19 protein-coding genes, 1 tRNA gene and 1 pseudogene are annotated in these 23960 nt (G+C 50.9%); 16 read left to right on the forward strand and 5 right to left on the reverse strand.

Annotation, left to right across the window (positions count from 1 at the left end):
* The first annotated feature begins 51 nt into the window (after positions 1-51).
* The gene (locus tag ACQYWX_RS09790; RefSeq protein ID WP_431688641.1) at positions 52-2445 is read left to right on the forward strand and encodes an efflux RND transporter permease subunit; all 2394 of its coding nucleotides are present in this window, start codon (positions 52-54) and stop codon (positions 2443-2445) included.
* A gap of 186 nt (positions 2446-2631) precedes the next feature.
* Complete coding sequence (locus ACQYWX_RS09795) at positions 2632-3615, forward strand: TAXI family TRAP transporter solute-binding subunit (protein ID WP_216737063.1); 984 nt, start codon at positions 2632-2634, stop codon at positions 3613-3615.
* A gap of 29 nt (positions 3616-3644) precedes the next feature.
* Here the strand turns inward: ACQYWX_RS09795 and ACQYWX_RS09800 are convergent, their stop codons facing one another.
* The gene (locus ACQYWX_RS09800; RefSeq protein ID WP_279502186.1) at positions 3645-4391 is read right to left on the reverse strand and encodes a ParA family protein; all 747 of its coding nucleotides are present in this window, start codon (positions 4389-4391) and stop codon (positions 3645-3647) included.
* Between the two features lie 296 nt (positions 4392-4687).
* On the opposite strand from ACQYWX_RS09800, the gene thrS reads away from it, so the two are divergent.
* From thrS to ACQYWX_RS09845, 9 genes are all read left to right on the forward strand, one after another.
* Positions 4688-6601, forward strand: coding sequence for a threonine--tRNA ligase (gene thrS, locus ACQYWX_RS09805; RefSeq protein ID WP_431688642.1), 1914 nt, complete (start codon positions 4688-4690; stop codon positions 6599-6601).
* A gap of 107 nt (positions 6602-6708) precedes the next feature.
* Positions 6709-7167, forward strand: a complete 459-nt coding sequence (gene infC / locus ACQYWX_RS09810) for a translation initiation factor IF-3 (RefSeq protein ID WP_431689507.1) — start codon at positions 6709-6711, stop codon at positions 7165-7167.
* A gap of 57 nt (positions 7168-7224) precedes the next feature.
* On the forward strand, positions 7225-7416 hold the full coding sequence (gene rpmI, locus ACQYWX_RS09815; RefSeq protein ID WP_011398345.1) for a 50S ribosomal protein L35: 192 nt from the start codon (positions 7225-7227) through the stop codon (positions 7414-7416).
* 21 nt (positions 7417-7437) lie between these two features.
* Entirely contained in the window at positions 7438-7794 is a 357-nt protein-coding gene (gene rplT / locus ACQYWX_RS09820; protein WP_011398344.1) for a 50S ribosomal protein L20, read from the forward strand.
* A gap of 93 nt (positions 7795-7887) precedes the next feature.
* Positions 7888-8883 carry a phenylalanine--tRNA ligase subunit alpha gene (pheS, locus tag ACQYWX_RS09825; RefSeq protein WP_216737060.1) on the forward strand — a complete coding sequence of 332 codons (996 nt, stop codon included), beginning with the start codon at positions 7888-7890 and terminating at the stop codon, positions 8881-8883.
* Between the two features lie 56 nt (positions 8884-8939).
* Positions 8940-11312: a phenylalanine--tRNA ligase subunit beta gene (pheT, locus tag ACQYWX_RS09830; RefSeq protein WP_431688643.1), complete on the forward strand. Its 2373-nt coding sequence runs from the start codon at positions 8940-8942 to the stop codon at positions 11310-11312.
* Positions 11313-11314: 2 nt separating this feature from the next.
* Positions 11315-11617, forward strand: a complete 303-nt coding sequence (gene ihfA, locus ACQYWX_RS09835) for an integration host factor subunit alpha (RefSeq protein WP_011398341.1) — start codon at positions 11315-11317, stop codon at positions 11615-11617.
* A complete protein-coding gene (locus tag ACQYWX_RS09840; protein WP_011398340.1) occupies positions 11598-11954 on the forward strand; it encodes a MerR family transcriptional regulator in 357 nt (118 codons plus the stop codon). Before ihfA ends, ACQYWX_RS09840 begins: the two co-directional genes overlap by 20 nt.
* Positions 11955-12057: 103 nt before the next feature.
* Positions 12058-12134, forward strand: a tRNA-Pro gene (locus ACQYWX_RS09845).
* 397 nt (positions 12135-12531) lie between these two features.
* Here ACQYWX_RS09845 and ACQYWX_RS09850 read toward each other — a convergent pair.
* The 4 genes and pseudogenes from ACQYWX_RS09850 to elbB form a co-directional block, all read right to left on the reverse strand.
* Complete coding sequence (locus tag ACQYWX_RS09850) at positions 12532-12744, reverse strand: hypothetical protein (RefSeq protein WP_431688644.1); 213 nt, start codon at positions 12742-12744, stop codon at positions 12532-12534.
* Between the two features lie 462 nt (positions 12745-13206).
* Positions 13207-14432: pseudogene (locus ACQYWX_RS09855) on the reverse strand (IS3 family transposase).
* 120 nt (positions 14433-14552) lie between these two features.
* Positions 14553-14972 carry a hypothetical protein gene (locus ACQYWX_RS09860; RefSeq protein ID WP_431688645.1) on the reverse strand — a complete coding sequence of 140 codons (420 nt, stop codon included), beginning with the start codon at positions 14970-14972 and terminating at the stop codon, positions 14553-14555.
* 152 nt (positions 14973-15124) lie between these two features.
* The gene (gene elbB / locus ACQYWX_RS09865) at positions 15125-15781 is read right to left on the reverse strand and encodes an isoprenoid biosynthesis glyoxalase ElbB (protein ID WP_431688646.1); all 657 of its coding nucleotides are present in this window, start codon (positions 15779-15781) and stop codon (positions 15125-15127) included.
* Positions 15782-15907: 126 nt separating this feature from the next.
* Here elbB and ACQYWX_RS09870 point away from each other — a divergent pair, with 126 nt between their 5' ends.
* From ACQYWX_RS09870 to gltX, 5 genes are all read left to right on the forward strand, one after another.
* Positions 15908-17560, forward strand: a complete 1653-nt coding sequence (locus tag ACQYWX_RS09870) for a diguanylate cyclase (protein WP_216740333.1) — start codon at positions 15908-15910, stop codon at positions 17558-17560.
* Between the two features lie 82 nt (positions 17561-17642).
* A complete protein-coding gene (locus ACQYWX_RS09875; RefSeq protein ID WP_216740332.1) occupies positions 17643-18254 on the forward strand; it encodes a DUF1439 domain-containing protein in 612 nt (203 codons plus the stop codon).
* Positions 18255-18878: 624 nt separating this feature from the next.
* The gene (locus ACQYWX_RS09880) at positions 18879-19817 is read left to right on the forward strand and encodes a polyamine ABC transporter substrate-binding protein (protein ID WP_253938754.1); all 939 of its coding nucleotides are present in this window, start codon (positions 18879-18881) and stop codon (positions 19815-19817) included.
* A gap of 15 nt (positions 19818-19832) precedes the next feature.
* Positions 19833-22307, forward strand: a complete 2475-nt coding sequence (locus ACQYWX_RS09885) for a bifunctional diguanylate cyclase/phosphodiesterase (RefSeq protein ID WP_431688647.1) — start codon at positions 19833-19835, stop codon at positions 22305-22307.
* Positions 22308-22435: 128 nt separating this feature from the next.
* Positions 22436-23941 carry a glutamate--tRNA ligase gene (gene gltX / locus ACQYWX_RS09890; RefSeq protein WP_431688648.1) on the forward strand — a complete coding sequence of 502 codons (1506 nt, stop codon included), beginning with the start codon at positions 22436-22438 and terminating at the stop codon, positions 23939-23941.
* Positions 23942-23960 lie beyond the last annotated feature (19 nt).

Here is a 23960-nt window from a genome sequence, read left to right on the forward strand (position 1 = left end):
CCATAGTTCGATAGCAACCCACAGTAGAATAATCAGACAGGGGAAACTTGAATGTCGAACAAGTTACACGATCAAGGCGATCACTTCATTTTAACGCCGAAGGCGGAGCCGTGGCTGGAGCGGCTGGTGTTTAACAACCGCCTGATCATTCTTATCGCTTTCCTGGCGATCACCGTTTTCATGGCTTTCAGCGCGGCCAAAATCAAGCCGGACTCCAGCTTTGAGAGATTGATCCCGCTGGAGCACCCTTACATCCAGAATATGCTTGAGAACAGGGACGACCTGGAGAATCTCGGGAACTCCATTCGTATCGCGGTGGCCGTCGAGGAGGGGGATATCTTTACTGATTCCTACATGGAAACTCTGAAGCAGATTACGGATGAAGTGTTTTATCTGCGCGGCGTGGACCGCTCTGGCGTACGTTCTGTATGGACCCCCAATGTGCGTTGGGTGGAAGTTACCGAGGAAGGTTTTCAGGGCGGAACAGTTATTCCCGATGGGTACAACGGCAGTCAGGAAAGCCTGGACAAGCTGCGCCAGAATATTTTGCGCTCCGGCGAAGTGGGAAGGCTGGTGGCGGACAATTTCCGCTCAGTCATTATTTATGCGCCTCTGCTGGAGGTGGACCCGGATACCGGGCAATCGCTGAATTACGAACAATTCTCTCGTGATCTGGAGACGAATATCCGGGAGAAGTTTCAGGCGCAAAACCCCAATATTCATATCTACGCCATTGGTTTTGCGAAGAAGCTGGGGGATCTGATCGAAGGCATGCGCTCTGTCGTGTTGTTCTTCCTGGTCGCCATTGTGCTTACCATCGTGCTGTTGTACTGGTACTCGCGCTGTTGGTCCGGCACTTTGACGCCGGTTCTGGCTTCCATCGTGGCGGTGATCTGGCAGGTCGGGATCTTGCGTCTGCTGGGATATGGGATTGATCCTTACTCTATTCTGGTGCCGTTTCTGGTGTTCGCTATCGGCATCAGCCATGGCGTACAAATCGTCAACGCAATGTCCATTGAGTCGGCTCGTGGGTTTGACGCCACCACTTCCGCGCGTTTGGCGTTCAGGGCGCTGTATATCCCTGGGATGCTGGCGTTGGTGAGCGACGCGATGGGCTTCCTGACGCTGCTGTTTATTAAGATTGACGTCATCAAGGATCTCGCAGTCACCGCCAGCATTGGCGTAGCGGTGATCATCATCACTAACCTGGTGTTGCACCCGATTATTCTTTCCTATGTGGGCATCACCAAGTCTGGGATCAAGCATCAGAAGAACCGGGGCGAAGAGCGCGACCGAAAATGGCTGCGCATGTCTTATTTCGCACATCCTTCGGTGGCGCGAGTATCTTTGTTGATCGCATTGGTCGGCGCCGGCCTGGGGATTTACTACAAGCAAGGCCTGAAGATCGGCGATCTGGACAAGGGAGCCGCTGAACTGCGCCCTGACAGCAGATACAACCGAGACAATGACTTTATCATCAACAACTACAGCACCAGCTCGGACGTCATGGTGGTGATGGTGAAGACGGATAAGGAAAAATGCTCCAGTTATCCGGTCATGAAAGGAATGGATGATCTGCAGTGGGTGCTGGAAAACACGCCTGGCGTCGAGTCGACCGCCTCGTTGGCGACTGTATCCAAAATCGTCACCAAAGCGCTGAATGAAGGTAACTTCAAGTGGTACGAACTGTCCCGTAATCAGCAGATTATCAACTCTTCCATCCAGCGTGCGCCGTCCGGGCTGGTGAACTCTGACTGCAGTATGACGCCCTTGTTGGCTTTCCTGGAGGATCACAAGGCGGAAACCTTGCAGCGGGTGGTGGACACCATAGAGGCCTTCTCACGCGAGAACGCCAATGACGACTACCAATTGCTGCTGGCGGCGGGCAACGCCGGCGTGGATGCGGCCACGAACCAGGTTATTTCCAAAGCCAAGGACCTGATGCTGATCTTCGTTTACTCGGTGGTCAGCGTACTCTGTTTTGTCACGTTCCGTTCTATCCGCGCGGTGTTGTGTATCGTTGTACCCCTTGGCTTGACCTCAATCCTGTGCGAAGCGCTGATGACGCAGATGGGGATTGGCATCAAAGTTGAAACTTTGCCGGTGATTGCACTGGGAGTGGGCATTGGCGTGGATTACGGCATCTATATCTACACCAAGTTTGAACACTATATCCTGGAAGGCAAAAGCTTGCAGGATGCGTATTTCGAAACGTTGCGCTCCACGGGTAAGGCGGTGATGTTTACGGGGATTACGCTGGCGATTGGCGTATGCACCTGGATATTCTCGCCCATCAAACTGCAGGCGAATATGGGGCTGTTACTGTTCTTTATGTTCCTCTGGAACATGGTTGGCGCATTGTGGCTGCTGCCGGCATTGGCCCGTTTTCTGCTTAATCCAGAGAAGATGGTCGCCAAGGCGAAAGCCGCGGAAGGGGGCGTTTGACACGTCAGACGATATAGTCGTCGTATATCTCTGTAACGAACGGGCCCGGTCAAGGGCCCTTCTTTGACTATAATTAATTGGTAAGCGTCTGGAATTGAATAGTAAATTGGGTTGTAAAGCGGCTTGCGGGCCTATACATCACCCGGTTTACGTAAAGCAGTCTTGAAAGCAGGTACTCATCTCCCAATGCCATTGATTAACGCTATGCTGCGCTTCTTGGTTCTGAGCATTGCAGCGCTATGCGCCACATTGACGTATTCCGCAGACACGCCTTCTCACATCAGTATCGCTACCGGCAATGAAACCGGAGTGTATTTTCCTACCGGCGGCGCAATTTGTCGGTTGGTGAACAAGTCCAGTAAGGAATATGGCTTTCGCTGCTTCGTTGAGAGCACGGACGGGTCGCCCTACAACCTGCGCGCATTACGCGCCGGTGAAGTGGACTTCGCAGTTGTGCAGTCCGACTGGCAATTTCATGCCTACCATGGCAGCAGTATTTTCAAAGAAGCAGGACCTCATAAGGAGCTACGCTCCGTGTTCGCTATCCACCCGGAGGCGTTTACCATCGTGGCGCGTAAAGACGCCAATGTGAAAAGTTTTAAGGACTTGAAGGGTAAGCGGGTCAATGTGGGTAATGAAGGATCTGGCCAGCGTGGCACCATGGAAGTGCTGATGAATGCGTATGGCTGGTCCCTCAATGATTTCAAGTCCGCCTCGGAAATCAAGGCTATCGAACAACCGAGAGCGCTATGTTCCGGCCAGATTGACGTAATGCTATATATCGTGGGCCATCCAAGCGGCGCAGTGAAAGAGGCGACAACTCTGTGCGACAGCGTGCTGGTGTCGGTGGAAGGTGACGAAATCGACAAGCTCATTCGCGCCAACACTTACTATCGCCGCGCTGTGGTGCCCGGTGGAATGTATCGGGGTAATGAGCGGGACGTGAACACCTTCGGTGTTGGCGCTACCTTTGTGACGACGACGGCGGTGTCCGATGAGGTGGTCTACAGTGTGGTTAAGGCGGTGTTCGAGAACTTCGATCTGTTTCGACGCTTGCATCCCGCGCTGGCTAATCTGAAGAAAGAACAGATGATCTTCGATAGTCTGACCGCGCCGCTGCACGCCGGCGCTGAAAAATACTATCGGGAAATGGGCATGATCGGTAACTGATCGTCGAGTCTGTTTCCCCAAGGCCGACCTTAGCGTCGGCGCAGAGCTTTTTTACGTATGTTGTCCCAGAGCAGCTGATAGGCGAGGGTGGCCGGCGACCTGGGCGCAAATACCGGCAAGGGCTCGCGAAACTCCCCCATCTTTTCCACATCGCTACAGTAAGGTATAAAGCCGATAGGCGTCTTGCCAAGCGTTTTTTTGCAGCTGGCGGTGAACTCCTGGTGAATGCTCTTGCGGCGATCAATCATGGTCAACACGGGATACAGCTTGGCCAAATCGATTTTCTTCTGCTCCATCATCTCCGACACATGACGATAAGTTTCAAACGACAGATGGGTCGGTATCATTGTGACCAGCACGGCGTCGGCGGCTTTGAGTATGCGTAACGCCAGTTCCGATAAAGTAGGGGGGCAGTCTAGTACCAGCACGCCGTAAGTCTCGCTTAGCATGGATAACCAGGAGTCGAGCTTGCCTCCGCTGACGCCGGTGAGATTGACGTCGATATTACGGTTGCTCATATCGGAGGGGATGATATCCAGTCGGTCATAACCTGTTCCCTGAATTAACTCCCCCAGCGCAAGCTTGTCCTTGATCAGCTTGCTCGCCTTCTTACGCTTGCTGTTCTCAACCTGAAAGTACCAACTCGCCGCCGCTTGGGCGTCAAAGTCCCACAAAAGTGTTGGCTGGCCGCTTCCGGCGCTGAGATAGGCAATGTTGACGGCGGTGGCGGTTTTTCCTACCCCGCCTTTGAGATTGTATACCGCTATGGTTTTCATGGAGTCTGATGGCGCCTTGTTGTTATGGTCGGCTGGAGCCTTTATTAACCGGCGACGACGTTATACTTCCTTGGAGCGCCGGTGAGTGTGGAGAGTCAGGCTTTGCCGACAGGGTTTTATAATTCGGTTACTCTGTCAGAGTTATATAGGCTTTAACTGTAAAATCAAGAAACAATCGCATGCCTGAGCGCTTTTGGCGTGGTAACGCAGACGCATAGTTGCTAGAATCTGTGCCCCTGAAATTTGTGTGCAAGTGGTCTTTGGTATGGACCACCACTGGTGAAGGATAGTTTTTTATGCCCGTAATTACATTGCCTGACGGCAGTAAGAGAGAATTTTCCAACCCTGTAACCGTGCTGGATGTCGCTGCCGACATCGGTCCCGGATTGGCCAAAGCCGCCGTGGCGGGTAAAGTGGATGGAACACTGGTCGACTGCTCTCATGTTATTGATAAAGACGCCGATCTGGCGATTGTAACGGAGCGGGACCCTGAAGGCGTGGAAGTGATCAGACACTCCAGCGCCCACTTGCTGGCGATGGCGGTGCAAAGCATTTTTCCCAGTGCACAGGTAACTATCGGTCCGGTTATCGAAGACGGCTTTTATTACGACTTTGCGTTTGAGCGTCCTTTCACTCCAGACGATCTGGTTAAGATCGAAGAAAAGATGCAGGAATTATCCGACGCCGATTTGCCGGTCACCCGCTCGTTGATGTCTCGTTCCGAGGCGGTAGAGCTGTTCAAGAAAATGGGTGAAGAATATAAGGTCGAAATCATCGCCAGTATTCCAACCGAAGAAAACCTGTCTTTCTACTCTCAGGGCGACTTCATTGATTTATGCCGCGGCCCGCACGTTCCCAGCACAGGTAAAATCAAAGCCTTCAAACTGACCAAAGTGGCGGGCGCATACTGGCGTGGCGATTCCAACAATGCCATGCTGCAGCGTATTTATGGCACAGCCTGGGGTAACAAGAAGGACCTCAAGGCTTATTTGCACAGAATCGAAGAAGCGGAAAAGCGCGATCACCGTAAAATCGGTAAAAAACTGGGGCTGTTCCACATGCAGGAAGAGGCGCCAGGCATGGTGTTCTGGCACTCTGACGGCTGGACCTTGTACCAGGTAATCGAGCAATACATGCGTAAGCAACTGCGCAAGCACGACTACAAAGAAATCAAAACGCCTCAAGTGGTTGAGCGCACTTTGTGGGAGAAGTCCGGACACTGGGAGAAGTTCCGCGACGATATGTTCACCACTCAGTCTGAAGATCGCGACTTCGCCATCAAGCCGATGAACTGCCCCTGTCACGTTCAGGTGTTTAATCAAGGGCTTCGCAGCTATCGTGATCTGCCGCTGCGACTGGCCGAGTTCGGTTCCTGTCACCGTAATGAAGCTTCTGGCGCGCTTCACGGCCTGATGCGAGTGCGTGGTTTCACGCAGGATGATGCACATATTTTCTGTACGGAAGAGCAAATCCAGGAAGAAGTCGGCAAGTTTATAGACTTCCTGCACGAGGTTTATGCGGACTTCGGCTTCTCTGAGATCATCTACAAGCTGTCCACGCGTCCAGAAAAGCGCGTGGGTTCAGACGAAATCTGGGATAAGTCAGAAAAAGCGCTGGCTGATGCGCTGGACGCCAAAGGCTTACCTTGGGATGAATTGCCCGGTGAGGGCGCGTTTTACGGTCCGAAGGTTGAGTTTTCACTGAAAGACTGTCTGGGGCGTCTGTGGCAATGTGGTACTGTGCAGGTGGATTTCTCGATGCCGGGCCGCTTAGGTGCGCAGTACGTATCCGATGAACAGGTCCGAAAAACGCCTGTCATGTTGCACCGGGCGATTTTGGGCTCCTTTGAGAGATTTATCGGCATTCTCATCGAGCATTACGAAGGGGCGTTCCCTTCCTGGCTGGCGCCAACTCAAGTGGCAATCCTCAATATTACCGACAAACAAGCGGATTATTGTAAAAAAATAGGCGAAATCCTGAATGATAAAGGGTTTAGGGTGCGTCTGGACTTGAGAAACGAAAAAATCAACTATAAAATTCGCGAGCATACTTTGAACAGAGTCCCCTTTTTGGCAGTGGTCGGGGACAAAGAAGTCGAAACTCAATGTTTAGCTATCCGGACTCGTCAAGGCGAAGACCTCGGCGTAATGTCCATTTCTGCGTTTGAAGAATTGCTTCAAAATGAAGAAGCCAAACGCAGCCGTAGCTAAAAATGATTAATTAACACGGAGAAAACACGATTAAGCGCAATACGCCACAAGGCAAATCCGATCGTCCAAAAATAAATGAGAACATAACTGCTCCCGAAGTCCGGCTGATAGCATCCGACGGGAAGCAGGTCGGTATAGTTCCTATAAAAGAAGCCTTGGAAAAAGCAGAGCAGGAAGGCTTGGATTTAGTGCAGATCGCGGATTCTGACCCGGTAGTCTGCCGCATAATGGACTACGGGAAAAAGATTTTTGAAGAGAAGAAACAGAAAGCTGCTGCTAAGAAAAAGCAGAAGCAGACGCAAGTAAAAGAAATGAAATTTCGACCAGGGACGGAAGAAGGGGATTATCAGGTAAAGCTGCGCAACCTGATACGTTTCCTAGAGCACGGGGACAAGGCCAAAGTATCCATTCGCTTCCGCGGACGGGAAATGGCTCACCAAGAGCTCGGACTGCAGTTACTGCAAAGGGTCGAAAAAGACCTGGAGGAGTTCGGCGTCGTGGAGCAAAGGCCCAAGATGGAAGGGCGTCAGGCTATGATGGTGGTAGCCCCGAAAAAGAAAAAGTAGCCTTCTCAGCAATATAGAGGCTGCTCATTTATATCTAAATGAATGCGGAGTATTCATATGCCTAAGATGAAAAGCAAAAGCTCGGCGGCGAAGCGGTTCAAAAAAACCGCTAACGGCTTTAAACACCGCCAATCCTTCACCAGTCATATTTTGACCAAGAAGAGCACCAAGCGTAAGCGTCACCTGCGTCCTAAGAAGCAAGTGAACCCTTCGGATGTTCCATTGATCAAGCGTATGCTCTGCCAGTAATTAATACGGAAGGATTGAAATATGCCTCGAGTTAAACGTGGTGTAACGGCTCGCCGTCGCCATAAGAAAGTTCTGAATCAAGCCAAGGGTTACTACGGAGCGCGTAGTCGTGTATTCCGTGTAGCCAAACAAGCGGTTATCAAAGCCGGACAATATGCTTACCGTGACCGTCGTCAGCGTAAGCGTCAATTCCGCGCGCTGTGGATTGCCCGTATTAACGCCGGTGCGCGTGACAACGGTCTGTCCTATAGCCGTTTGATCGCTGGTCTGAAGCGCGCCAACGTCGAAATCGACCGTAAGGTCCTGGCGGATCTGGCTATGAACGAAAAAGCAGCTTTTGCTGCTGTAGTTCAGAAAGCTAAAGAGGCCCTGGCGTAATCTAACTTTTCAGCAAATCTTTGATTTTGTTGATTAATATTTGATAGGGGAAGGGGCTGCTCTTCCCCTATTTTTGTTTCTCGGAGCGGAAAAATGGAGAATCTTGAAGGCATTGTTGATCGCGCCAAAGACGCCGTCGCCAAGGCGGAGAGCGAGCAGAGCCTTGAACAACTAAGAGTTGACTACCTTGGCAAGAAAGGGCAAATCACCCAACTTCTGAAAGAACTGGGACGTCTTGACGCTGCGGAGAGACCTGCGGCGGGAGCAAAGATCAATGAAGCCAAGCTGTTGGTGCAAGACCTTATCAACGAAGCCAAAAGCGAGCTCTCCAGCAAAAACGAAGCAGTCAAACTGGCTGCGGAATCAATCGACGTAACCTTGCCCGGGCGTAAAGAGTCATTGGGAACTCTCCATCCTGTCACTCGGACGATGCTACGTATCGAGGACTTCTTCGCGCGATCTGGATACACAGTGGAAGAGGGACCTGAAATCGAAGATGACTATCATAACTTCGAGGCCCTTAATATCCCGTCTCATCATCCCGCGCGCGCCATGCACGATACCTTTTATTTTGATCCGACGACATTACTGCGCACGCATACATCCCCAGTGCAGATTCGGGTAATGGAATCAAGCAAGCCTCCATTCCGCATGATTTGCCCCGGAAGAGTTTATCGTTGTGACTCGGATATGACTCATACGCCCATGTTCCACCAGGTCGAAGGTTTGATGGTGGATAAGCATGTCAGCTTCGCTGACTTGAAAAGCACAATCGTTGAGTTTCTGCGCGAGTTCTTTGAGAAAGACCTTGAAGTACGTTTCCGTCCGTCTTACTTCCCGTTCACAGAGCCTTCCGCTGAAGTGGACATTGAGTGGGGAAGAAACGAAGACGGTTCAATCAAGTGGTTGGAAGTGATGGGCTGCGGCATGGTTCATCCTAAAGTGTTTGAAGCGGCGGGCGTGGACTCTGAAACCTATTCAGGGTTTGCCTTTGGTATGGGCGTTGAGCGATTGGCGATGCTCCGGTACGGCGTGAACGATCTGCGGATGTTTTTCGAAAACGACATGCGTTTTCTTGATCAGTTCTAACCTCAGACGTGATTACCCCTTAAAACACGGTAAGGATTAATAATAGGCTTTGTGATATGAAATTCAGTGAATATTGGTTACGAGAGTGGGTCGATCCGCAGCTGAGCTCTGAGGCATTGGTTCAGCAAATCACTATGGCGGGCCTGGAAGTAGATGCTGCCGAGCGCGTAGCCAAGCCTTTTAGTGGAATCGTGGTAGGTGAGGTGCTTTCAGTCGAGCCCCACCCCGATGCAGATAAGCTTCGCGTCTGTAAGGTCTCTGATGGTCAGGAGCAGTTCCAGGTAGTATGTGGCGCTCCCAATGTCGTGGCGGGAATGAAAGTTCCGTTCGCTAAAATTGGCGCTGTGTTGTCCGGCGACTTCAAAATTAAAAAAGCTAAGCTGCGAGGCGTAGAATCCCAGGGCATGTTGTGCTCGGAAGAGGAGCTAACGCTGGCGGAGAAGTCCGATGGCTTAATGCCGTTGGCCGCAGATGCGCCTGTTGGCGCTGACGTTCGCAGCTATTTGAAGCTGGATGACAATATTATTGATGTCGATTTGACTCCCAACCGTAGCGATTGCCTCAGTATTCTGGGCATGGCGCGGGAAGTGGCCGCTCTCAATAAGATTCCTTTTGATGCGCCTGAAGTGAAGAAAACGGCGGCAGTCACTGAAGACGTATTCCCTGTTCGTATCGACGCTCCAGAGGCCTGCCCGCGATATGTGGGGCGCGTTATTAAAGGGGTGGATTTGTCTGCGCCTACACCTCAGTGGATGGTCGAAAAACTGCGCCGAAGCGGAATTCGCAGTATTGACGCAGTGGTGGACGTCACTAACTTTGTTATGATCGAGCTAGGTCAACCCATGCACGCGTTTGACCTCAACGAGCTTGCGGACGGTATCGTTGTTCGGATGCCTGCGCCGGGCGAAAAGTTAGTTCTGCTGGACGGTCAGGAAATAACTATTAACCCTGATACGTTAGTCATTGCTGACAAAGAAAAGCCTCTAGCCCTGGCTGGCATTATGGGGGGCGAGCATAGCGGCGTTTCTGAAAAAACCAAGGACATATTCCTGGAAAGCGCGTTCTTTGCTCCTTTGCATCTGGCTGGAAAAGCGCGTTCATATGGTTTGCATACGGACTCATCTCATCGCTTTGAGCGTGGTGTCGACTACGCTCATCAGGCGCGCGCCATAGAGCGGGCCACCGAGTTGTTGCTTGAGATCGTGGGCGGTCAACCTGGTCCGGTTACTGAAGTCTGTAGCAAAGAGCACTTGCCTGCCAAAGCATTGGTAGACTTGCGCCATGCTCGTGTTGATGAGCTGCTTGGCGTTCACCTTGATCGCACCAGAGTAGAGGAAATGCTCGCAAGGTTGGGTCTTAGCGTACACAAGGTGGCTAAAGACGGCTGGACTTTCAGCGCCCCGACCCATCGCTTTGATATCAGTATTGAAGTGGATCTGATCGAAGAAGTGGCAAGGTTGTATGGCTACAACAAGCTGCCCGTTACCGAGCCGATGGCTCCGTTGGGAATTAAGCCGTTGCCGGAGAGTAAAGTATCTCTACGTCGCTTGAAACTACACTTGGTGTCGAGAGGCTATCAGGAAGCGATTACATACTCTTTCGTAGATCAGAAAGTGTTGAGTCTGCTGACTCCTGAGGAAGATACCATTAATTTGGCGAATCCTATCGCCAGCGATATGGCTGCGATGCGTACGACCCTCTGGGCAGGCCTATTGCAAACTGCTCTATATAACCAAAATCGCCAACAAAATCGCATTCGCCTTTTTGAATCTGGCCTACGCTTCCTTAAGAAGGACGGCCAAATTCAACAGGACCCGATGTTGGCGGGGTTAATTATGGGCGCCAGTATGCCGGAAGGCTGGGAAGGCAAAAAGCGCACGGTTGACTTCTATGATGTGAAGGGAGATCTAGAGTCGCTTTTGGAAATTCCTGGCTGTAACTTGAGTTTCAGAGGCGCTCAGCATCCAGCATTGCACCCTGGACAGACGGCTGAAGTGTTGAAAGATGGGCAACCTATCGGTGTGTTAGGCGCACTGCATCCCAGAATTGCTAAAACTTTGAATTTAAATGGCCCACTTTATTTATTTGAGCTATGCTTAAATTCAATAGCAGACGGGCAAGTGCCTTCTTTTAAAGGAGTTTCCCGCTTCCCGGAGATCCGAAGAGACCTTGCTATTGTAATAGATGAACAAACACCTTACGCGGATGTCGCCCTGGCGATTGCTCAGAGCGCAGGGGAATGGCGTGTTCACCACGAACTGTTCGATGTATATCATGGGGAATCGGTCGGTGCGGAAAAGAAGAGCCTGGCCATCAGTATCGTGTGGCGCCATCCTGAAAGAACATTACGCGACGAAGAAATCACGGAGGCATTTGACAACGTGGTGAAAGAACTTGGTAATCGTTTCGGTGCGTCTTTGAGGAGTTAGTCATGGGAGCTTTAACGAAAGCAGATATGGCTGAGCGGCTTTATCAGGAAGTGGGTCTCAATAAGCGTGAAGCTAAGGAAATGGTCGAGGCCTTCTTTGACGAGGTCAGGGATGCATTAAGCCACAACGAGCAAGTAAAGCTGTCAGGATTCGGCAATTTTGACCTGAGGGACAAAAAACAGCGTCCTGGCCGTAACCCTAAGACTGGTGAGGAGATTCCTATCACCGCCAGACGGGTTGTTACTTTCAGACCAGGTCAAAAATTAAAGGCTAAAGTAGAAGCTTATGCTGGAACCCAGTCATAACGACGAGCTCCCACCCATTCCAGGAAAACGCTACTTCACCATTGGTGAAGTTAGCGATCTATGTAGTGTTAAGGCTCACGTGTTGCGATATTGGGAGCAAGAGTTTCCTCAACTCGCTCCCGTAAAGCGGCGCGGAAATCGCCGTTATTATCAACGCCAGGATGTGTTGATGATTCGTCAGATCCGAGACCTTCTATATAACCAAGGTTATACAATCGGTGGCGCCAAGCAGAAATTGGCGGGCTCCGAAACCAAGGAAGACGCTACACAGGCCAAGCAACTCATACGTCAGATGATTATTGAGTTAGAAGAAGTGTTGTTGGTCCTTGAAGCCTAGTAGGTTTCAAGGACTGTCACCCCAAAGTAAAAAACTGAATTATTTAGTTTTTTAGGGGTTGAAGGGCGAGGTGTTTTTATCTATCATACGCACCTCTTCGAGTCGGGGCGTAGCGCAGCCTGGTAGCGCACTTGCATGGGGTGCAAGGGGTCGAGTGTTCAAATCACTCCGTCCCGACCAATTTTCCTTTCTAGTATCAATAAGTTACACCACTATTTACTTGTGGTTAATTTTAAATCTTGCAAAAGATTTGCAAAACCTCCCGTTAAATTTCAGCTATTTTTAGGTCTGCGACGGCATTTATCCACCTAATTTCGCTGTGTTCGGAATCGTAGTTCTTCACCATTTTTTCTGAGGTCCACCCAGTCGCTTGGGACCTTTCCTCGGTCTTTGTGCAACTCTTTGCCGCAGGCTCGAATACTATCCCCTCGTGATAGTACTCGAGAAGGGGGCAGGAAAACTCCTAATAGAGCTTATCTCTATATATTGCTCTGCTGCTAGTTAAAATTTTCACCAATTAACAACAAACCTTGGCTTTTATAAGGGTGTATTTGGTATGAGTTGAGAGACGATAATATTAGGCCTTTTCTTTGTAAAAGCGGATTAAACGCTCACTGAGAGAGGATATATCCTCAAGACGATCTGTGAGCAACCATAATAGGTTGGCTTTAATTCCGGGGCCCAATATCTCGCCTTCCTCGCAGTCTGCTGACAATGCGACAGCTATTGCAGACGCTTGTGAAGTAAATCGCCCCATTTCATCGAACATATCAATGAGTTCGTTATCCATATTGGTTGTTCTCCAGTTAATTTGGGAAATGTTTGTATTTAGTCGGCTGAGTTTGAGTGAAACCTCCTGGTAGTTTTCCCTTGGCTGATAGGAATACTTTTAATGAAGACCTGCTGGTTGACGTGCTGTTTCTAGTGTTGCGGATGTATAAAAGTTTGGTAGTTGTGAGCTTGTAAATGGTTGGCCTAAAAAGTTCATTTTTGAGTGTTTGTCAGGTTTGTTTTGGGATAAAAAGCATGCTGTATATCTATACGCATTATTTATGAATTCAGATTATCTCCAAGTGCTAATATGTGATGAAATATATTGTAGGGTGTTGTCTGTTCGCTGAAGTGACGCTTTTTATAATGCTATTTTTGAGTGTATAAATACTTGATGGTAAAAATTTTAATTGGCATTAAATAAGTATAATTAATAGGTGCGATTCTATCTGAAGTGTCTAGGCCTGAAATAGGTTGACACCTATTTCGTCTCAAACGCCCGATGCACTGCGTCGGGCGTTTTGTATTTCAGGGCCAGATGAGGCCGCTCTCGGTTATAAATATCCACGGATTCATCAACCATCGTTCGAGCCTGCCCTAGATTCCCCGGTCGCATCAGCGGGAACTCCGTTTTCAAGATCCCGTTCACCCGTTCCGCCAACGCATTCTGATAGCAGTCATACCCGTCGGTCATCGAACATTGAATGCCGTGTTGACGGTGCAGCTTCTGGTCGCTGTCGCAACAGTATTGGACACCTCGGTCGGAGTGGTGGGTCAATGGCTGCCGCCCCGGCCGTTCACGCAGAGCCTTGCGCAAGGCCTGTTCCACATCCTCGCTGCGCAAGCTTTCATGTACATGATGACCCACGACCTTACGGGAGTAAGCATCGGTCACCAGACTCACGTAGCTCATGCCGGAGCGTGTCGGCAGATAGGTGATATCCGCCACCCAGATCTGGCTAGGCCGGCAGGCCACGACTTGCTCTGGGCCCGGCTTGAGCAGGTTTGGGTGACGTCGGAAGCGGTGATGACTGTGCGTGGTCTTGTGGTAAGCCCGGCGTCGGGGAACCAACAGGCGCCGGCTACGCAGCACCTGAAGCAGTTAATCCCGCCCCAGATGAAGGGTGTGATCCGACTGCTCATGGAGAAGATGCCGGAGCTTGCGAGCGCCGATCCGGGGCTGACGGAGACGAACAGTCCGGACAAAGTCCACCACCCGCTGCTCACGATCCTCCCTGGCTCGCTGCGCTCGTTCCGCCTGATACCAAGCTTGCCGGCTAATCCCCAAGAGACGACACGCCCTGCTGACGGTCAATCCGGCTCCGCGTTCTTGCGTGAGGACTTGCCGGGCCGCTTTTTTACGCACACCCCGTAATCCTTCTCCATCACATCGACAATCGCTTCGAAGAACTCAGCTTTCTGTTCGGCCAGACGCAGCTTCTCCTCAAGCTCCTTGATCCGCTGTTCCGGGGTTGGTGGGGACTTCGGCATGGTGGGATTCCTGTTCACACGGTGGGAGGTGACGCCAGGACTCCAGTCCTGGCTGCCATATCGACGCAACCACGTTAGCACCGTCGAACGGCCTTGGATACCGTAGCGGGCCTGAGCCTGTTTATAAGTCAGCTCTCCGCCTTCGACCTGATCCACCACCGCCTGTTTAAAAGTCAGAGTGTAGTCCCGTTGTGTTCGCTTAACTCGCTGATTCATCACATTCTCCCAAAGTTAGGGCTGGAATGTGTCAACTCTATTCAGGACGGGTCAACTTTTGAAAAAAAGCCCCTGGGGAAGGGGCTGAGTTTACTCTAGCTCTAAACTAGTGAGGTTTACTCAGTGTGAAATCTTTTCCTTGAACAGGGTAACCTTGTCCAGAAGATATTTGATTCTGTTTTCGAGGTTGTTCTTGTAGGTTTCGAGTCTTGGTTTGACTTCTTTGTCCACCGCTTTCTCGGCCTGCATTTTTGCGTAGGCGGACATCATGTTTGCGTTCCAGCGTATTCTGCCGCGCACGTCATAGGTGGCTGCGTCGATGTTGCGGGCGAAGTCTTTGAGGGTGTTGTTTTTGGTTCTGATTCGGGCGACGACGGCCTTTAAACTCTTATCTTCGTTATCCAAATCTGCGCCCAGTTGATTCAGGACCTTTTTCCCTTCCTGCTCAACCGTACTCAGGCCGGATTGCAGTTGGCGTTGTAGCTGGTCCCTTAAAGTAGTTAGCCGGTCCATTTGGTTTTTTGAGTTTTTTGCCGACATTTTAGCGCCTTGAAATCGGGTTATATGGCTAAATTTGAATCAAATACTAGAAGCAAAAATTAGAATAATCATCCTAATTTGCAGACAGTCGAGCAGGAGATTTAAGGTTGGGAAACCCGCCGGTTTGAAGCCGGCGGGAGCAGAGCAGGGGATTAGTCGGCCCAGGTTAGAATCTGTCGAACAAGCTTTTCAATACCTGTGGCGGCTTCTGAAATCCGGCCAGCCAGCATATAGGCTGGCGTGGAGACGACTTTACGTTCTTCATCCACGACTACATCGTCCACGGCGCAGTTCACGTGCTGCCCGCCCATACTTTCAATGGCTCCAGCGACGTCTCTATTGTCGCCAATGGTGCATTTGACGCCGGCTCCATAGATATGGGGAATCATGGTTGGCGCGATGCAGACATAACCGGCTGGTTTGCCAGCTTCGGCGAAGGCTTTGGCGACTCGCTCCACCTGTGGGAGGATTTTCATGTCGACGCCATCGACAGCGAAGGTGGATAGGTTTTTCGCGGCACCGAATCCGCCGGGAAAGATCAGTGCATCAAACTCATCGGGATTTAGCTCCGAGAGTTCTTTGATGTCGCCGCGCGCCAGGCGGGCGGATTCCAGTAATGCGTTGCGTGACGCTTCCGGCACAGGCTCTCCGCTGATGTGATTCACCACTTGCACCAGATTAATGTCTGGTGCGAAGCACTGATATTTCGCGTCGTTGCTGTCCAGCGCCAAAAGAGTGATGACGGACTCGTAGATCTCCGCGCCATCGAGATACCCACAGCCTGACAAAACCACAGCAATATTAGCCATTGTAACTCCTCCCTTTTTCTCAGCTCAGCTTTAATCAGTCTTAACTATATATGCCGACATACTTTAGCCCGGCGGGTTTGCATTTTCTATGCTATGGTGAATTTAGACTCACCAGAACAATCCGCCATGAATTTGAGATCGCTTTGGTTCAAATTCGGAGCAATTTGTGTCTGCTTCGCCGTGATTTTGATCATGATCTTTATGGCGGGGTTGCAGGTATTTTTTGCTCCAATGGCCAGGGACTTGGAATCTCAGCGCGCCCGTCTTGATATAGACCGGGTGACCGGCGCTTTATTCCATGAATTAACCAATCTGCATCAATATACCTTGGACTGGGCTGCCTGGGACGACACCTACCGCTTTGTTGAATCACCTTACCCTGAATACATAGAGTCCAATCTCGGCGACGCTACATTCGTTAATCTCAAGATCGACGCGATGATGCTTTATAAGCCCAATGGCGAGGTGGTTTGGGGAAAGACGTGGGATCAGGAAACCGGGGAGACGCTGTATGTGAAAGAGTTGCCCTTGGACGGCCCGCCTGATCCTGGTTTTATCCTGGGGGTGGCGCTCGGCGATTTTAAGGACCCGTATTCGGGATATTCCGGGATTATGGGGACTGAATCAGGGCTGATGTTTGTCAGTGTGCGGCCAGTGTTTCGCTCCAACCTGACTGGACCGGCGAATGGCGTGTTGTTGTTTGGCCGCTTGGTGCGCGGGCGGTTGTTACAGAATCTGCAGCAGTTGGTGGGGGTTCCATTCGCAGTCTTTTGGATGCATGACCCCAAGCTCAATGATGACTTGCGCGATATCGCCGACAGATTGACGGTGGATGAACCTATTTATACCCGGGAAGTCAGCAACTCCAAGTTGGAGGGCTACACGCTGATTCCCGATATTGAGAGCGATCTTAGCATTTTGGTGCGCATCAACGCCGACCGTGATTTTTTTAATCTGACCGCAGCGACGTTTGACCGGGCGATGAGCTACGCCTCCTATTTATTAACGGCAGTATTGGGTATCTTCGCCTTCCTTGTATTGATGCTGGTGCTGCGCCCATTGGCGCGACTGGAGGCCTATGTCAGGCGTGTTCAAAGTCAGCCGCAATTGGAAAAGCTGGATCTGCCCAAGCTGCCTAGAGACGAAATAGGAAAGCTTGGCAGGGCGTTTTATCAGTTGTTATGTCAGTTGCAGGAGCAAAGCGAAAAGCTGCGTGAGATGTCGTTTCGTGATGAGTTGACGGGGCTGGCGAACCGTCGAGCGGTCATTGGATATCTGGACGAGCGCTGGAAACTGGCCTTGGAGCAGAAGTCGGATATCGCAGTTATTATCTGCGATGTTGACTACTTTAAGGACTTTAATGATCACTATGGTCATGACATGGGCGATGAAGTGCTCAAGGAGGTCGCCTCGGCGTTGCGTCGAGGCGCTAACAAGCGGCTTGATCTAGTCGCCCGATATGGAGGAGAAGAGTTTTTAATCGTGTTGCCCGGCGCTGACCTGCATATTGGAGAGCAGGTGGCTGAGCGCTTGGTTAAGCGCGTCTATGAAATGAAACTCCCTCACCATTTTTCGCAAGTCGCCCAGTATGTGTCCGTAAGCTGTGGCGTCGCGGCTGGTTCTCCTGGCGAAGACGAGACAAAAGAAGAGTGGATTCGATTGGCGGACGAAGCCTTATATAAAGCCAAGGAATCTGGACGAAATCGATTCGCTGCGATCAATCCTGCGGATTTACGCAATTTAAAGCGCAGCGGCTCCTACAATTCAGTCAATCCTTAAGCATTTTTCCACCCGCACCTAGGCGTTATATTAAGCGCTTGACTCCGTTTCCAACGTTATCTCGAATTCTTGGTGATCTTTTATGCGTTTTGCTGCACAGCTTTCGTCTGCTCTGAGCTTCGTTTTATCCGGCTGCGATTCATTTACGGTAAAAGAAGCGGAAATTCAGGGCAGTATTAACAAGCAGCTCCCTATCCAAGGCATTATCAATGTGCAGGTCCGTGCGCCGGAAGACTTGGGTGGACTGGGTGGCATCCTGCCGGACCTTATGCGCCAAAGCCTGTCCGTACAGGCGCAACTGGACCTGCAGCGACTGAATATTGCTTTGTTGGGCGATAAAGGCGGATATGTCATGTTGGATGCTGAGCCGATGTTGTCCACCCGAATTTTGGGCGTTGGTATTGAGGAGCCGCTCCGAATTACTGGAAGTGCGGCGATACGATGGGAGGCGGATTCAGGCGCTCTGTATCTGGATAACATTAAAGTGCTGAATGTCGAGTCTCGCTTTATTAATCGTTTCGTGCCTGAGGGCGTTCGCAAGCCTTTGTGGAGCAGTATTAGCGATTGGCTGAATGCATATTATGGGGCTTATCCTGTCTATAAGTTGAAAGAGCCCGTTGGTATTGCAAGTAAAATTGTTGGCGCTGTGCGAGAAATTACGGTCGAAGACGATATGGTGAGGTTCCGCTTATAGCGGGCGATGTCGCCAGGCTCTCTGTCTCGAATACCCGCGAATCCCTGTATACCCTTTAGGATACGGAGATTCTCGGATTTTTATTCCTATAGATATGACTAAACTTCATCTTTACTTGTCGGTGATTGGCTGATCGTCGTCAGGAAGTCGAGCCATGCCGGGCTCTTTAACCGGGTGGCAAAAGAAGTAAAGTTGTATTAATGAAATAGGTACCAGCTGTGATTAGACGTTTTGCATCTTATGGCGCACTGGACGCGTTCATAGCAGCCAACACAGTGCTGCTGGTTCAATGCTGGCCTGACGTTAACGGCGAATGGGTCGCTGAATTCAAGGCCTAATGGAAGAATCTTTTAAAGAAGCCGGGTGATGAGAGTCACCCGGCTTTTTTCTTTCTATATCCGGGGCTTCTGCTAATCTCAAAGAGAGTGGCCAGGGCTTCCGGCAAATACCGTCATATCCCCGGCGTAGTGCAAAAACACGGATATCGGACAACTGATAGACACCGCCGACATGGAGCATCGCCTGATTCTATGGTTGACCATATGGGGGGTTAGCCTTCTCTATCCTTCCGCGGTAAGGGGAGCGGATAGTGTCGAGCTGGTTTTGTATAACTGGGCGAATTACATGCCTCCTGAGTTACTGGACGCCTTTCAAAAGGAAACGGGGGTTCAGGTGCGGGAACTTTATTACTCCTCTGATGAAAGCAAGCAAGCGTTGCTGGCGGAAACCCAGGGCGTTGGGCTTGATTTGATTATCAGCGCCGGCGCGTCTATGCGGGAATATGTGATTCCAGAATGGATTGATGCGTTACAGCCGGAGCTATTGCCCCATCTATCCAATGTGGATGAGCATTGGATGAGAAAGTTTGGAGAGGTGGAGGGCTTTGGTGTGCCCCTGTTGTGGGGAACCATCGGCATCGCCTACCGAAGTGACAAGCTTCCGCAGCCGCCCTCCAGTTGGCGGGACTTTTTTAAACCCCATCATAGTCTGCGACAAAAAATCATGGTGATCGACGATTCCGCCGACGCATTTGGAATGGCGTTAGTGGCGTTGGGATATTCCATGAATGCGACGGACCTCGCTCAGGTTGAAGCGGCTGGCGTGCTGCTGGAACAGCAGAAGCCTTATGTGGCGGGTTACGCCTATCCGCTTATTGATGAGAACTCTGAACTGATCAAAGGCCATATTGTAATGGCCATGATGTACAACGGAGATGCGGTAGGTCTGCACGAATTGGACCCAAGAGTGGCGTTCGTGGCGCCGGCTGAGGGCACTAATTTGTGGGTGGACTACATTGGCGTTGTCAAAAAAAGCCAACATAAAGAGGAGGCGCATCAGTTTATCGACTTTTTGCTGCGCCCGGAAAACGCCGCCAAGCTGTCTGAGTTTCTGCACTATGCGTCGGCGAATAAAGCGACGGCCTCCAAGTTGTCAAAGGAGCATCTGGAAAACCCTGATATTTACCCGCCTAAAAACGTGATGGATAAGGCGGATACTTACAAAGTCATTTCGCCGGAGGTGTTAAAGTTGCGCAACCAGATGTTTCGTTCTATTAAGCGCTAGAATGGATACGCCGCCATGCTAAAACTGCAGTTAAGAGCGCGCATCTTTCTATTTGTCCTGCCTTTCATCGTATTGCCGCTGCTTATGTTCGGCAGTCTTTCGTACCTTTATATTCGCGAGAACACCATGCGCATACTGGAGCATCAGCTTGATCTCTCTTTGCGCAGTGGGCGTGATGAGCTCAACAAGGATTTTAGCTCCGCACGCGCCAATCTGGAGTTGTTCGTCTCCAATGACATTATTCGCCGCTACCTGAATCTCCCTGATACGGTGCGCTACAAAGTCATGCAGCCCGCATTGCTGGGGTTGTTCGCTGACTACCGTAAAGCCTTTCCTTCATATGTCGATATTGCCCTGTTATTACCGGATGGCAGTATTGACTCAAGGGATGCGGAAGACCCCAAAGCTCCGCCTAAATACCACGATTTTATTGAGCGAGTAGCGGCCCAGCGCCCGAGCTACGCGGAGCAATTGTTTTTCGTGGAAGAGGGCGGGTACATCGAATATGTGCAGGCGCAACGAATAGATCATCGCAACGAGGCGGTGGAGTATCTCGGCACGACGGATCTGACCAAAGGCTATCTTCTGGTAGTGATGCGGATCGAGGATGTGATGCAGATGTTGCGCAAAAAGCTGAATAATCCTGAAGGGTATGTTGTGGTCAGTGATCCCCAGGGAGCATCTTACTTTCTTAACGATAAGGAACTGAAGCTATGGGCCCCTCTGGTAAAGCAGATTATTACCTCAGGCATAGGACGATTGAGAGGATTTACTCTGGGGGATCAGGATTACCTTGGCGGCTTCTATCGCGTTAATGAGCAGCTTTTTATTACCGGTATCGTCACCGAGGAGGTAGTGGACCGAATGGTGACGCCAATCCTGATTGCCTTGGGCTGGTTTGTAGTGATTGTGGTTATCGTGGCGTTTTTGTTGATTTATTCGAAGCTAAACAAGCTGCTGCTGGAGCCGATTAATCGCCTCCAGCGTCAAATCGCGGCATTTCGCAGTGGCGCTGAAATCGCATGGGTGTTCGACGGTAATGATGAGCTAAGTCGTCTCAGCGCGGAGTTTGAGGAAATGGCCTCAACCCAGCGTGGGCAAATTGAGCGTGTGAAGGGCCTGTCGAATTTAGATCCGCTGACGGGCTTACCTAATCGCACCGCCTTTTCCGGCATTCTGGAAAAAGCGGTCAGTTATACTCGCAGGCAGGATCAGGCGTTGGCGGTGCTGTTTATCGATATCGACCACTTCAAGCGCGTCAATGAAACTTATGGTTCCAAAGTGGGCGATGAGTTGTTCCGACAGGTGGCTGACCGAATCAGCGCCAGCCTGCGGCTTTCCGATGAAGTGGCGCGACAGGTGATGACGGAATTTGGCGATATGGACAGAGTGTTGGTGCGTACCGGCGGCGATGAATTCACCGTGCTGCTGAGAGATATCCGTAAAGCGCATCAGGTTTCATTGGTCGCCTCCCGAATTCTTGCTGCATTTGATCATCCTTTTACCTTGGATGAGCACAGCGTATCCATGTCGGTTAGTATCGGTATCGCCTTATATCCGGTGGACGGGCAGACACCAGAGCTGCTGTTGAAAAGTGCGGACTTGGCCATGTACGAAGCCAAGCAAGCGGGTGGGGCATGCTTCCGATTCTTTACGCATGCCCTCAACACTTCTGCAGAGAAACGGTTGCAGTTGGAGCGAGATATTCAGGATGGCCTGATCGTAAAAGAATTTACGGTGCACCTTCAACCTCGCGTTAATTTAAGGACCGGCGTCGCCACGGAGTTTGAGGCGATGGCTCGATGGAATCATCCGCGGCTGGGTATATTGCTCCCTGAACAGTTTATTTCTGTGGCGGAAGAATCCGGCCACCTTATTGAGCTGGGCAAACAGTTACTTGAGGCCGTTTGCAGCGCGATAAAGAGTCTGCAGCAAAGCGTCGGTAATGACGTGACCGTATCATTTAATCTTTCTCCGCATCACTTAAGGATGAACGAAGTACTTAGCGAAATCAGTAATTGCCTGGAGCGTTACGGTCTGCCAGGAGAGACGCTCGAACTGGAGATTACCGAGGACTTGCTAAAAGCGGAAAACAAGGACGCCTTAATTCTCTTGAATCGATTGCGTGAGCGCGGAGTGTCTGTGGCGCTGGATGATTTTGGCTCTGGGGATTCCTCTTTGTCGGCGTTGCGTCGTGCGCCTATTGATACGTTGAAAGTCTCGCCAAACTTCATGCAGGAACTGTATGTGGATAAAGAAAGCCCGGTTGTCCTGAAGGCGATCTGCGATCTGGCGCGTAGTCTTGAGCTGAAGGTGGTGGTGCAGGGCGTGGAGAGTCGGGCGCAAGTGGAGCAGGCGCTTACCGTCGGCGCTGATCAGGCGCAAGGACATTACCTTTCAGAAGCGGTTCCTGTTGATGACGTGAGGGTGGATTACCGCATTAAAATTTTTGACCTGCCTACTGGCGAGCGTGGCGGTGTAAGAGTTTAGTTTCTTCCCCGACTAACCTTCCTCAGGGTGTGTGCAGTCGCTGTCGCCATGTTTATAATGCCTGTTCACTTTGCTATGGCCTGAAATCGGGCCCGATTCACTGAGATATAAAACAGGTAACTGCTACCATGACGGTAAGAACCCGTATTGCACCATCTCCCACCGGCGATCCTCACGTAGGAACCGCTTATATTGCGCTTTTCAATTTGTGCTTCGCTCGTCAGCACGGCGGTAAATTCATTCTGCGTATTGAAGATACTGATCAGACTCGCAGTACGACAGAATCGGAACAAGACATTCTGAGCGCTTTGAGATGGTTGGGGCTGGAATGGGATGAGGGGCCGGATGTCGGCGGTCCTCATGCGCCTTATCGTCAAAGCGAAAGAAAAGACAGTTATCGCGCTTATGCTGAAGAATTGGTTGCTAAAGGACACGCATACTATTGCTTCCGCACGCCGGAAGAGTTGGATGTCATTCGCGAAGAGCGGAAAGCGCAAGGTTTGCCCCCGGGCATAAAAGGCGATCTTGAATTGCCCGAAGATGAAGTGAAGCGTCGTCTGGCTGCTGGCGAGCCGCACGTTATCCGGATGAAAGTACCGGATGAAGGCGTGTGCGTTGTGAAAGACATGCTGCGTGGCGATATTGAAATCGATTGGGGGCAGGTCGACTGCCAGATTCTATTGAAATCCGACGGCATGCCGACATATCACCTGGCCAATGTGGTGGATGACCATCTGATGGAAATCACCCACGTTATTCGCGGTGAAGAGTGGATCAACTCGGCGCCTAAGCACATGCTGTTGTACAAATATTTTGGCTGGGAAATGCCAACGCTGTGCCATATGCCGTTACTGCGCAACCCGGATAAAACCAAGCTAAGCAAGCGCAAGAACCCAACCAGCATCAATTTCTATGAGCGTTTGGGCGTGATGCCGGAGGCGCTGCTTAATTATCTGGGCCGGATGGGTTGGTCCATGCCTGACGAGAGCGAAAAATTCACGCTGAGCCAAATGATCGAGAATTTCGACATTAAGCGCGTTTCCCTTGGCGGACCGGTTTTTGACGTAGTGAAACTACGTTGGCTGAATGGGCTCTGGATGAGAGAGAATCTGAGCGAAACTCAGTTCCTGGAGCGTTTGGTGCACTGGTCATACAATAATGACTACGCCGCCAAGATGATTCCTCATGTGCAAAGCAGAGCGGAAACAATGTCCGATGTGGCTCCGTTGGCGGCCTTCATGTTCAGCGGCTATTTGCCGATTAAAGAGGAAGATTTCGCCGCCTCCAAGCTGGAGGCTGAGCAGCTCAAGAAAGTGCTGCAATATTCACTGTGGCGACTGGAAGCACAACGCCATTGGACCAAAGAGAATATCTTTGCTGACCTGAAAGCGCTCAGCAAAGCGATGAGTGTGAAAATGGGCGACTTCATGATGCCGATTTTCGTGTCCATCGCAGGCACGCCAAATTCTTGGTCAGTCGTGGACTCAATGGAAGCTCTGGGGCCTGATATGACCCGCGCCAGACTGCGGTTTGCGCTGGAAGTATTGGGCGGGCTGTCCAAGAAGGGGCTGAAGGCGGCGGAGAAAGAGTTCGCTCAAATTTCAGCCGCTATCGACACTGCTGAAAAAAATTAGAATTTTTTCAAAGGTAACG

This window comes from Hahella sp. NBU794, assembly GCF_050749805.1.
Taxonomy (GTDB): domain Bacteria; phylum Pseudomonadota; class Gammaproteobacteria; order Pseudomonadales; family Oleiphilaceae; genus Hahella.

Coding starts and splice junctions, on each gene's coding strand:
- pheS (WP_216737060.1), top strand. CDS start 7,888: ATGGAGAATCTTGAAGGCATTGTTGATCGCGCCAAAGACGCCGTCGCC.
- rpmI (WP_011398345.1), top strand. CDS start 7,225: ATGCCTAAGATGAAAAGCAAAAGCTCGGCGGCGAAGCGGTTCAAAAAA.
- ACQYWX_RS09875 (WP_216740332.1), top strand. CDS start 17,643: ATGCGTTTTGCTGCACAGCTTTCGTCTGCTCTGAGCTTCGTTTTATCC.
- elbB (WP_431688646.1), bottom strand. CDS start 15,781: ATGGCTAATATTGCTGTGGTTTTGTCAGGCTGTGGGTATCTCGATGGC.
- pheT (WP_431688643.1), top strand. CDS start 8,940: ATGAAATTCAGTGAATATTGGTTACGAGAGTGGGTCGATCCGCAGCTG.
- thrS (WP_431688642.1), top strand. CDS start 4,688: ATGCCCGTAATTACATTGCCTGACGGCAGTAAGAGAGAATTTTCCAAC.
- ACQYWX_RS09860 (WP_431688645.1), bottom strand. CDS start 14,972: ATGTCGGCAAAAAACTCAAAAAACCAAATGGACCGGCTAACTACTTTA.
- ihfA (WP_011398341.1), top strand. CDS start 11,315: ATGGGAGCTTTAACGAAAGCAGATATGGCTGAGCGGCTTTATCAGGAA.
- ACQYWX_RS09840 (WP_011398340.1), top strand. CDS start 11,598: ATGCTGGAACCCAGTCATAACGACGAGCTCCCACCCATTCCAGGAAAA.
- gltX (WP_431688648.1), top strand. CDS start 22,436: ATGACGGTAAGAACCCGTATTGCACCATCTCCCACCGGCGATCCTCAC.
- ACQYWX_RS09880 (WP_253938754.1), top strand. CDS start 18,879: ATGCCTCCTGAGTTACTGGACGCCTTTCAAAAGGAAACGGGGGTTCAG.
- ACQYWX_RS09870 (WP_216740333.1), top strand. CDS start 15,908: ATGAATTTGAGATCGCTTTGGTTCAAATTCGGAGCAATTTGTGTCTGC.
- ACQYWX_RS09850 (WP_431688644.1), bottom strand. CDS start 12,744: ATGGATAACGAACTCATTGATATGTTCGATGAAATGGGGCGATTTACT.
- ACQYWX_RS09790 (WP_431688641.1), top strand. CDS start 52: ATGTCGAACAAGTTACACGATCAAGGCGATCACTTCATTTTAACGCCG.
- ACQYWX_RS09795 (WP_216737063.1), top strand. CDS start 2,632: ATGCCATTGATTAACGCTATGCTGCGCTTCTTGGTTCTGAGCATTGCA.
- rplT (WP_011398344.1), top strand. CDS start 7,438: ATGCCTCGAGTTAAACGTGGTGTAACGGCTCGCCGTCGCCATAAGAAA.
- ACQYWX_RS09885 (WP_431688647.1), top strand. CDS start 19,833: ATGCTAAAACTGCAGTTAAGAGCGCGCATCTTTCTATTTGTCCTGCCT.
- ACQYWX_RS09800 (WP_279502186.1), bottom strand. CDS start 4,391: ATGAAAACCATAGCGGTATACAATCTCAAAGGCGGGGTAGGAAAAACC.